At 34.9% G+C, this 12,329-nt stretch carries 5 protein-coding genes; all 5 read right to left on the bottom strand.

Features of this window, described 5'->3' with window-relative positions:
- Positions 1-68: 68 nt before the first annotated feature.
- Positions 69-1,130 carry a hypothetical protein gene (locus ACODST_RS12915; RefSeq protein WP_488932524.1) on the bottom strand — a complete coding sequence of 354 codons (1,062 nt, stop codon included), beginning with the start codon at positions 1,128-1,130 and terminating at the stop codon, positions 69-71.
- Between the two features lie 32 nt (positions 1,131-1,162).
- The gene (locus ACODST_RS12910; RefSeq protein ID WP_488932523.1) at positions 1,163-2,962 is read right to left on the bottom strand and encodes an alkaline phosphatase; all 1,800 of its coding nucleotides are present in this window, start codon (positions 2,960-2,962) and stop codon (positions 1,163-1,165) included.
- 226 nt (positions 2,963-3,188) lie between these two features.
- Positions 3,189-4,931, bottom strand: a complete 1,743-nt coding sequence (locus ACODST_RS12905) for a RagB/SusD family nutrient uptake outer membrane protein (protein ID WP_488932522.1) — start codon at positions 4,929-4,931, stop codon at positions 3,189-3,191.
- Positions 4,932-4,947: 16 nt separating this feature from the next.
- Positions 4,948-7,917, bottom strand: a complete 2,970-nt coding sequence (locus ACODST_RS12900; protein WP_488932521.1) for a SusC/RagA family TonB-linked outer membrane protein — start codon at positions 7,915-7,917, stop codon at positions 4,948-4,950.
- A 177-nt stretch (positions 7,918-8,094) separates the two neighbouring features.
- Entirely contained in the window at positions 8,095-11,793 is a 3,699-nt protein-coding gene (locus tag ACODST_RS12895; protein WP_488932520.1) for a two-component regulator propeller domain-containing protein, read from the bottom strand.
- Positions 11,794-12,329 lie beyond the last annotated feature (536 nt).

Here is a 12,329-nt window from a genome sequence, read left to right as displayed (position 1 = left end):
ATGTGTAACAAGTTTTTGGCAGCAATCCTCCCAAAATTAAAAGATACAATCAGTTTACTTAAATTTAATTAATCCACTACTTTTACCAGGGTTAGATTAATTCCTAACGGTTTTTTTATGATTTTACAGATTAAAGGAAACTCCGGATTTTTTACAATCCACATTTCGGTTTCGTCAATCTGGGCTTTTATATGCAATGTTTCTATTGTTTTTCCGTCAATTGAAATGCCGTTTTTATCTTCCCATTTATTTTCTAAAGCGGCTAAAACGGTGTTGAAATTCCAATGCGGGATTTCGATTTCTATATTATTCTTCGCTTTTAATTCACTTAAAAAGGAAATTCCAATTTTGACATTTAATTCTTCTTTTCCGGAGTTTCCAAAAGAAAGCAACGCTCCAGTTTTCTTTCCGGAATCAAATTGTGCTTTTTGATTGTTGTAAAATTTTCCGTCTTTAAAAGTTACATATTTAGCAATCGGCTGATCGAAAACAGCCCAGAAATAAACCGTATAAGCTCTTCCGTTGTTCCAACCTCCTCTGATTCGGCTATACCCTCTTACTTCGGTGTCCGAAACTATTTCGATCTGCGAACCTACAAACTGTTGTGCTTCTCTGGCATCAGGAATCTTTTCTTCTCCAAGGAAAAATCCCGGGTCTATTTTTAATTCTTTTGATTTGTTTTTTGGATAAGTAATTCTGTAAAATGAAACTTTCTCTCCTGTCGTGATTTCGGTTTTAATATTGTTTTCTTTGAAAACCGTTTCATAATACCCCAGTTTTACATTTTCTTCTGCTCTGAAAGAAGTCTGATCCATTTTATCCAAAGCTCCCGAAAATGGCATAATGGAGATGTTTCCGTATTTTGGTCCTCCGCCGGTTCCGCTCACGTGTACCTGACTAAATCCTGTTACTTCTTTGGGCATTGGAAGCCATCCGCTGTTTGGACTTACGGTACAATCCGGACTTGGTTTTACCATTCCATACGGACATGAGGGACCGATGAAAACCCTGCCCACTCCTTCTGAACCAATCATTGGTTCAACGTATTGATGAACGGTTTGCTGGGCAAATCCTTCCGTCATCAACAGCAGTAATCCTGATAAAACTACAGCTTTGATATATATCCTCATTTTTCCGTTTTTTTAGCCTTTAATTTAACATCTTACTTTTTCTCTAATGCTGAAAGTATTTTATGGAACACTTCGTTATTTTCGTACACTCCCTGAAAATCCTGTGAATGGGGTCCGTATGAAAATAACGGAACCATCGTGGCTGTATGGTCAATAGTTATAAAATCACCTTCAATTTTGTGTTTTTTCACATTACCCTGCGGAATCGCAAATCCGGAGGTTTCATGATCTGCTGTAACAATAACTAATGTACCCTCATTTTTATCCGCAAATAGCAAAGCCTGAGTAATGGCAGTATCGAAATCTATGGTTTCAGCTACGATTCCGGCAGCATTATTCACATGACCAAAACTGTCAATCTGTGCTCCTTCTGCCATCAGGAAAAAAGGTTTATTCTTTTTGTTTAAAAATTCCAAACTATATTTTACGGCATCAGCCAATACTTCTCCCCTTCCTTCTAAAACAGACGGTACTCTGCCCGAAGAAATAAAAACACCAACCGTATCACTATTTACTGTCTGCATTTCTTTAACAGAAGACAATAGCTTGTATTTAGCCTCTAACGGCATATTTTTAAAAGTAGAAGCTCCTCCTCCAACAAACAAATTGAGTTTGCTTTTTAATAAATCCTGAGCAATTTTTTCTGTATTTGATCTTTCTTCTGTATGTGCATAAAAAGAGGCCGGTGTAGCACCCGTAATTTCATCGGTCGTTATTATACCAGTTGAAAAGTTTCTTTTTTGTAAAATTTCTAAAATATTAATAATGGGTTTTCTTAAACTATCAGTCCCAATTGCTCTGTTATTAGTTTTTTCACCTGTTGCCAGTGCTGTTCCGGCAGCGGCAGAATCGGTTGTAAAATCATCTGCCGACTGTGTTTTGATAAAACCAATACTCTTCATCTGTGTAAGTGACAAAGCACCGTTATTAGCCAGAACAGCTGACGATATCTGCGACAAACCATTTCCGTCGCCAATTAAAAGAATTACATTTTTTACCGGAAGGTTTTTTTGATCTGTTTTGTAATCTGGTGTATACACTTTTGATGCATTACCTGCTGTTATAAGTCTTTTAGGCAATAAATTTATATATTGAACACAATCATAAGGTTTGTCTGTATTGATAATATCTACACCTAATTCCAGAAAGGCTTTCCAGGCTGTTTTGGTATCCGGACAGCCCCAGAATCTGAAAGGTTTATGGAGTGCTTTTGCTTTAGAAATGACGGAACTTATACGATTATAATCGTCATGGGTTAATCTTCCTAAACCATTCCAGACAGAATATTTTTTAAAATCCATACTTATCATGGCTACTTTTTTCCAGTTTTCTTCTGCAGCCGGTTTTTCTGCTTCCTGAAAATCAAATAATATAAAATCAGGATATTGGCTGTAGGTATCCACATTGGGCCTGTTACCCGATATAATGATTTTAACATTCTTGTTCTCTGTTACAGATTTGTATTTTTTTAAAATAGCAATAAGCTTATTAAGAGTTGGTACAGCTTCTGTTTTAATGTCAATTAACAGAAATAATTCATGCTCCTTTTTATAATTCATTTTTAGAGCCGTTTCTAACGGTTTTAAATATAAATCTTCCAAAGTTCGTGCGGCAGTAATTTCTTTCTGATCGTGAGAAACATATAAGTTATTCTCTTTTAGAAAAATATCGGCTTCTATAGACGATACTCCGTTTGCATAAGCATTCCAAAAAGGAACTGCCTGATTATAATCGTTATGAGAATGTATTTTAACCGCATTTTGAGAATGCAGTTGATTTTCTGCTCCCCAAAAAAACAGGGACAGCCAGATGAATAAAAATGATGATTTCATTTGCGGGAATTAATAAATTTTGGATAAACAAAAAGAAAATACAGTGTGATGAAGAATATATCGTTGAAAAATCCTTTTTTCATTGTTCAAAATCTTAGAAAATGAATAAAAAAACAGGGCGTCTGACGCCCTGTTTCAAATAAATAAACACAAGAAGACTGCTTTTTTATTGCGACAGTATAAAAACCGCAGCCTTCAAATTCAACGTAAAAAAAACAAACTAAAACTAGTATCCTTTATTTTGTATTAAATAACCCGGAGTATTTGAAGCTCCGTCAATTGCTACCTGTGGAATCGGGAACAATCTCTTATTAACATCTGTATCTGATTTTTCAGTCCATTTATCTTCAAAATGGCTGAAACGGATTTGAGTATTTCTTCTTAAACCTTCCCAGTAGAATTCAAAACCATATTCTCTGTACAAAATATCCAGACTAATGGCCGGAAGCGCAGCCGGAATTGGAGCACGGGCAGTTCTTGAAGTTCTAACTGTATTCATATCTGCTAATGCACCAGCGTTATCTCCTTTTCTTAATTTAGCTTCGGCACGCATCATAAAAATTTCGGCATATCTAAGCATTACCATATCTACACTGCTGTAGGTATTACCATCAGGAGAAGTGTGGCTGAACTGATATTTAGATACTCTGTATCCTGAATAGTGCATACTTCCTTCTTTAGTAAAATCAACTTGTTCTGTAAGGTTTACGTAACCTACGTTTTTATCAGGACCATTTCCTTTAATTTGTTTAACCGGATAAATTCTATATCCGCCGTCACATTTGTAAAATGCTCCATTCGCATCTTTTCTTGCAGCCCATGGAATACCTCTCATAATTCCTCTGTCTATTTCAAACTCTTCCGCTTTAACGCAGTAGTAGTGGTTTTCATCATTTAACGGAGAAAGTCCTGTAAGGTCTTTTAAGTTATCTGGTACTTTTGCATTGTTTTTATAAAATCTTGAATCAGCATCTGCCGGATCTACAGCACCATAAGCGTTTACCCATGTACGATAGAAATCGGACGTAATAGCAGGTCCGTCTGTACCATCTGCATTGATTGATTCTGGTCTTGGGAACATAGATCCCGGAATTGACCAATAAGCCCAACGGTTGTGCTCATCAGCTAAAACTCCACGCTGATCTATTGAAAAGATTACTTCTTTGTTTGTATCATTACTGTCATCAAATAAGTCAAAATACTCCGTAGAGAAACTGAATTTACCAGAGTTAATAATGTTATCTGAGTATTTGATAACCTTATCCATATCTGCAGTAGTAAATGAAGGTACACCATATGGATCACGATATACTGCTGCATTTAGATTTAATCTCGCAAGAAGTCCCCAAACCGCAGATTGCGTCATTCTTCCCGGACCTTTATTGGTATTGATTACATCCGCAACAGAAAGTAATTCATTTTCGATATAAGTTACAGCATCTTGTCCGCGAAGGATTTCAGAAGTACTGGCCGATGACTCTTTTTTAAACACCAATCCCCAGCTGTCTAATGTCTGCATATTTAAGTAAGCTCTTAAGGCCTTCATTTCATAAAGAGCTCCCTGTGCTTCTGTATTTCCGCCTTCTGCAAGAGGAGTTAATACTTCAATAGCAGATAATGTTCTGGAAATATTTTTGGTAAGAGCATTCCATGTACTTGTAACCAAGTCATTAGTAGGTGTTGTAGTATGCGCATGTACTGCTAAATATTTACCACCATCGTACCAATCTGTTCCTCCTCTGTAAGGTAAAATACCTTCATCACTGGCAATTAACTGTAAACCAAAATTATTTGTATGGTACCATGTTGCTTTTAATTGTCCATAAGCCGGAGCAATAGCACCGCTGATTGCTTCTGCCTGTCCTGCACCATTTAAGGATTCGTCAAGGATCTTTTCTTCTAAGTCAGTACAACTCCAGGTAAACAATACACCTAATGCAAGAGCTGCTATTATTATTTTATTTTTCATGTTTTTTTATTTTTGATTAAAATGCAACGTTTAAGCCAAATACAATAGTTCTGCTTCTTGGGTAACTGAAATAATCAATACCAAAAGACTGAATTTCGCCTACAGAAGTTCCTGTATTAATTTCAGGATCAAAACCGCTGTATTTTGTAATTACAAATAAGTTCTGACCTGTTAAAGAAAGACGAATGTTGTCCATTACATCTCCAAGTCCAACTAATTTCGGGCTTAAATTATATCCTAAACTCGCATTATTTAATCGTAAGAAACTTCCATCTTCTAAGTATCTTGTAGAAACTGTATTAGAGTTTGTAGAGGCTTCGTTTAAATATTCTGAAGCTCTGTCTGTTGTATTAAAAGAGTTTGCTAAATTTCCTCTGTTGAATGAAGTCATAGCAACGTGGTTGTAAATTTTGTTTCCGCCTGCACCATTAAAATTAGCAACGAAATCAAAATTCTTGTATTTTAAATTCAGGTAAAAAGCATAGATATAATCTGGCAAGGCACTTCCTGCAACAATACGATCGTTGTCAAGGATAGAACCGTCTCCATTTGTATCTGCAAACTGGTTTTGACCATCAGGACCAATTCCGGTAAAATCAAGCATATAGAAAGAACCAATTGGGTGTCCGTTTAAAACTCCGTTAATAGTTGCTCCGGTTTGCCCGCCTCCCTGCGCTGCTCCGGTTGTCAATATTTTATAAGGAGAGTTTACTACTTTGTTTTTTGTAAAAGATATGTTCCCTCCAATGCTGTAAGAGAAGTCTTTGCTTTTATCACTGCTGTAATCTAAAGCTACTTCAATACCGTTGTTCCGGATTTCCATATTAGGAATGTTTGTCCAGTACTTTGATGCAGGCTGAATAGGATCTACAGGAGCAACCTCTAACAAAATATTATCTGAAACTTTGTTGAAATAATCTACAGTACCTGATAATCTGTTATTGAATAAACTAAAATCTAAACCAACGTTTGTTTGTGTTGAAACTTCCCATTGAAGATTTGGATTTGCTAAACGAGTATAGATAGAACCATAAGGATAACTAGCTAAATCAGTATCGGTTGGATCCAATGGATACGTATCATAACCGCTGTTACTTTCTGTATAACTTGTTTTGGTAATTTTTGAAGGAATCTCCTGAACACCAGTCTGACCCCAGCTTGCTCTTAATTTTAAGTTGTTCAGCGTTTCAGATTCTTTTAAGAAATCTTCTTTTGTAATATTCCAGCCTAATGCTACAGATGGGAAATATCCGTATCTGTTGTTTTTACCAAATTTAGAAGAACCATCTGCACGCATAGTGGCAGTCAATAAATATTTGTTATCATATCCATAGTTTAATCTTCCGAAGAAAGACTGAAGTTCATTTTCTACTGCTGATGAAGACTTGCTTCTAAGCTCAGCTGCCGCTCCAATTTGATTTTTAGGTTCTACACCATTATCCGGGAATCCTTTAAAATCATAATTCTTCTGATTCACCTGTATTTTCTGGTAAGACTGACCAGCTAAAACCGTAAAATTATGGTTCTTAACATTAAAGTTATAGGTTAAAGTGTTTTCGTACAAAACGTTATTATTATTAGTAACAATGTTGTTTAAAGTACTTTCAGTTGTATTAGTAGCCGAAGTATATGGTAAAACCTGTATGTCTCTTTCCGACATAGAATAATCCACTCCAAGATTAAATTTATAGGTTAATCCTTTTATAAATTCGTATGATGGACTAATGTTCGCAAGAATACGATTGTTGTTTGTTTCATCAGAATAAATTCTCTGGCTGATTAAAGGATTTACAGCATCGTTGCTTAAGTTAACATTTGGCTGTCCGTTAACATATACGGCATCAGTAGGATTCAGTGTCAGCATATTTCCAACAACACTTCTTGCATCTGGTCTTGAATTTTCAAGTTTAGTTGCTGTCAGGTTAAAGGCAATATTAAGTTTATCGTTTAATCCTTTTTGGTTTAAATTCAAACGTCCTGAATAACGTTTTAAATCACTATTTTGGAAAATACCTTCCTGATTATCCATTCCCACAGAAGCAGCATAAGTTGATTTGTCTGTTCCGCCGCTCATCGATAAATTAACGTTTTGAGAAACCCCTGTTCTTGTTAATTCATCCTGCCAGTCTGTACTTGCACCGCCATCTTGTAAATTTCCGTTTACAGCAGCAACTTGTTTTCTAAATTCATCAGCACTGAAAACATTTACTTTATTTGCTAAAGAAGAGAAACCAGTAGTCATAGAAAGGTTAATTTTTGACTGCCCTTTTGAACCTTTTTTAGTTGTAATTACTACTACTCCATTTGCAGCTCTGGAACCATAAATAGCCGCTGCAGAGGCATCTTTAAGAACATCAATGCTCTCGATATCCTGCGGGTTGATAAAGTTTAAAGGGTTTGTAGCAACACCATTACCAGAATTGTCAAGAACAAATCCGTCTACTACATAAAGAGGTGTTGTTCCGGAACGTAAACTTCCAACCCCGCGAATAATGATATCCTGATTTGCTCCTGGCTCACCACTCGCTGCCATTACATTAACTCCGGCAACTTTACCCTGAATTAACTGCCCTGCGTTGGCAGCCACTCCTTTATTAAAATTTTCACTTTTTACAGAACCAATAGCTCCCGTTACATCAGATCTTTTTTGAGAACCGTAACCTACTACTACTACTTCATTTAAAGTGCTCACTTCTTCTGCCATAGAAACCGTTAATTTTTGGTTACCGGAAAAAGAAACTTCTTTTGTTTTAAATCCTACATAAGAAAAAACTAAAACACCATCGTTTACATTGGCTTTAATTTTAAAATTACCGTCAAAATCTGTTGTAACAGCTCCCTTTGGCTCTCCTTTAATATAAACAGAGACTCCCGGAACGGGTACTTTTTCAACATCAGAAACTACAACTCCTGATACATTAACCTGCGCATAGGAATAGGACATACATCCAAAGGCAAGAATTAACAATGCGTAAATTTTTTTCATTTAAAATACTTTTTTATGTTTTGCCAAAAGTATTTTATCGGTCTCTTCAAAAGGAGGATTTTTGTTTTTCAAAAGAGGACTTTTAATTCAATTTAGGACATAATTAACGCTGAAAAAGGGGTATTTTTGCTCATTAACATTAGGCTAACTTTCTCTAAATCCAATGCTAACAAAAATCTAAACCGGAAATTCTTTAAATTCCTTCGGACTTTTGCCAAAATACTTCTTAAAAGAACGTCCAAAGTATTTTGGATCATTATAGCCGCATTCAAAACTTATTTCTGAGATATTCAGTTTTTTAGTTTTTAAAAGGATTTCTGCTTTTTGTAATCGAAGCGACATTAAAATATCAGAAGGGGACTGATGTAAAGTTTCTTTAAACAAGCGGTAGCATTTTACTCTCGAAATCCCTAATTGTTCTCCCATCATTTCTACGTTAAATCCGGGATTTTGCAATTCTTCTTTAATAATCTCCAGTGCTCTTTTTAAAAGCTTTTCATTAGGAGTAATACTTTCATTATTTTCGGTCAGAATCTCAAAAATTTTCTGCTGGATTTTATGTTCTTTAAGAGGTTCTTTATTTTGATTGATAAGTCGGTTTATCTTTTTATTTACAAATGACAAACTCGCCGGCAGTTTAATATGGGTATCAATACCTAATTCCAGCAAATGTTCATCCTGCTCATAATTAATATCTTCTGAGATATAAATCATAGGGATTTTTAAACCGGTGTTTTCTTTATTCTGTTTTAAAAAATGGACCAGTTCTTTAGAAAATGCAGCCTGATAAAAAACAAGGGCCGAAATTTCTGCCTGTTTAATTATAGCATTTAAATTTGAAACTGAACTCTCAAAAATCAGATTGTAATTCTCGTTTTCCAGAATCTGGCTGGCCGCCGGATTATTATAGGAATCTCCAAAAACCAAAAGATGTTTTTTTTCTGAAGAAATCTGATCGAGGTAATTAAAGTTTTTCCATGAAATCGTTTCCTTAAAAGTAGCGTCAGAGTCAGAAAATTCTATTGGGATACGCAATACAGACTGAAATTGTTCTTCTGAAGAAGAGGTAATACTGCCTTCCAAATCCTGAAGTAAAACCTGCAGTGCTTTATAATAAGGACTGTAATGTAAAATATTGTACCAGTTGTTTTTTAAAATTACACTGTCTGAAACTGTTTTAATTTCGATACTGTTATCCTGATAAGTAATGCCAATACTTAAAGTACTGTCCTTATCAGAGTATTTATTGAGGTCATTAAAAAAATACTGAAGACAAAGTTTTAAACGCAGTACATCAACAACTGCAAAACATTCCGTACTATCTATCTGACAGTTAAAATTTACTTCATTGAGCTGTGAATCTTTTTTCAGCTTTTCTATATTATTTTTTAAAACCGGGAGTAAATAAGCCGCCGTTTTTTTTACTGGGCCAAGATCTTTAACATGTTCCAGATAATTCCATTCTGAAATAAGATTAACCAGTTTCCCCGATTCTGCCACTAAAGTGCGCTGTGTTTCTGTATCTTTTTTTAAAGCACCCGAAATTTTAATTATTTTCGATATAGGCTCCTGAAACTCAGCGAGCATAAAAGTCTTAAACTTTTCAATCTCAAAGTTTTCATTCTTTAAATTGCTGTGAAGAACCAGAAGTTTTTCCTTTTGCTCTATGATCTTTTTATTTTTCTGATCCAGTTCAGCATTAATTTCTTCCAGGTTTTTTTTCTGTTTTTCAATAACGGCGGTACGGGCTTTTACCAATTCTTCCATAAACTTCTGCTGTTCAAGAGTATTTTTATTTTTAATATAAATCACTACAGCACTGGCAAGCAGTATCAAAACAGACAAAAGAATATAGAAAACTATCGATTCATAAAATGCTTCTGTAATATGAAGATTAAAAAAAGCAGGAGCAGGTATTCCGTCCTTTCCTTCTTTTATCATAAAACTGTAATTTCCCGAAGATAAATCATTGTATTCTATTTTATTATCTGCAGGCAGTAAAGTCCAATCCTCTTCTTGTCCCTCCAGTTTGTAATAAATCGTACTTTTTGTATTTCTTGGAAATAAAACAGGTATGACTTCAATTTTTAATTCATTATTCGTAAAACCTTTTTCTATCGCTGCTGCATACTCTTCACTGCCGTCAACTTTCAGTTTTATTTTTGATTTTGAAGTATTGGAATGAAGGGTGCCGGGATTAAAATAATTTAGTCCGTCTACACCTCCAAAAAACAAATTCCCTTTAGTGTCCTGATAATAAGCCCCTTCGGAAAACTCAGGTGCCTGCCATCCGTAATTAGGATTATAAGAGGTTACGGAATATGTTTTTTTATCAATAGAAGCGATTCCTTTTGTAGTACTGATCCAGACTTTACCGCCATTATCTATAAGTCCGTAAACCATGTGGCTTGGCAGTCCTTCAAACTCTGTAATATTTTTTACTACACCCTTTTTTTTATTAAAAACTGTTACACCGCCCAAAGAAGCAATCCAGTAATTATCTGATTCGTTATCAGCAAAAACAGAGTAGATACTGTTGCCTAAAATCCCCTCTTTAGTCGTAATTTTTTTTAAAGTCCCGGTATTTAAGTTAAACACCACTAATCCATTATTTTCTGTTGCCAGTAAAAGGTTTTGGTAATTTTGTCTGACACATCTTATATGGTATTTACTTAATGCTTCCTGTCCTTTAAACTTTTCAAACTTTCCGGTAATCATATTAAATTTAGCCAGACCGTTCCAGCATCCCATCCAAAGCTGTCTGTTATGATCTTCGTATATAGAATAACATCTGTCTACAGACACTCCCGCAATACCGCTGTTTTCGTAAACCGTACAATTACTGCCTGAAATACGCAGAATTCCTTTATAAGTCCCCGCCCAGACTGCTCCGTCACTTGAAGTAAATAAAGTCCTGATACGTTCCGAATCAGGGTTTAAGCCGGACTTATCAATCTTAAACTTTTCAAAAAAATTGCTTTTTTCGTTATAATAATAAAGCCCCTTTGTATAATAGCCCAGCCATATTTTCCCTTTATTGTCTTTGGTAACTGCCCTGATCGTTTCATCCGGAAGATAAGGTTCTTTTAACGGATGGGGCATAACCGAATTTATTTTTTCAGAGCCGCTGTAAGCCATACTTAATCCGCCGTCCTTCTGCCCTAACCAGATATTTCCAAAATCATCTTCATGAAGTGTTTCTATCTCATTATTTTTAAAGGAATAAGGCGAATATAAATCAGAAGTAAAATGCAGTATATTATTTTCTACAGATTCGTTTGTAATTATGTACAAGCCGTTCTCGCGGGTAGCAAACCATATATTTCCTTCTTTATCTTTTAAAATGTCATTGATAACCAGTTTAGGATATTTTCTAAGTAAAATACTTTTCAGGTTTTTAAAGTCTTCTGTTTTGACATTATTACGGATTATTTCAACAAAAGATTCATTTTGATATTCGAAATATTTTTTATTTACCTGTACAACAATATTTCCTTTTTGAGACAAATGAATATCCGTTGGTGTATTTTTAAATTTAAATTCCTTAAAATCACCATTTCCGAGGTACTGGTTTATATGCCCCTCTTTTGTAATAAGCCAGATCTGGCCCCGGACGTCTTTTTGTAACTTGGTAATATAGTTGCTGCAGACTGTTTTTGAATTGCTGCAGTTGTTTTTGAAGATCTTAAAATTATACCCGTCAAAATAGTTCAAACCATCCCAGGTAGCAATCCAAAGCCCTCCATCATTGTCACTTTCTATATCAGTTACTGAATTATTAGATAATCCCTGATTGGCTGTGAAATTTTCAAATTTTATCTGCTGTCCAAATGAATATGCGGTAAAAAAGTAACATAATAGTAGTATCCTGATCATCGTGTATTGTTTAACTCACAAGGATACGATGGCAAGTTTATTTAATCATAAAGGGTATGTTAAGTTAAAAAATGAAAAAGACTAAAAAAAACAGAACCTTATCATATCTTTCAAAGCAAAACGAACAGGGTATATCGTGTCAAATCAAAAAAGAAAAATACCAACGATGATGTCAATTAACTATAAAACCTTCCAGAAATTCTTACTGCCATCGTTTTCATAATTTATTCACAATTTCAAAAAAATACTCTTTTTTGGACAAATCATGGTACATAGAGACCTACACAATTACAGTGGGACACTTAAACTCCAATTTACATGAGTTCAAAAATCGGGATTCTTCCTCTTAGCATATTTAGACACTAAACGTTAGATCCGTTTTTCTTACAGAGCCAGCCCAAAATTATTTTAGTATACTAGTAGTAAAAAAAGATCTTGTAATGCTCATTTAATTAAATTTAATTCTGCAGAATGATGCATCAAATATGTTAGTATAGGCTTCAAAAATGATATAACTTATTTGAACTTTCAAACTA

It is taken from the genome of Flavobacterium sp. FG19, assembly GCF_057809475.1.
Note: the sequence above shows the minus strand (reverse complement) of the source record. Positions and strands in the feature narration are given on the sequence as shown.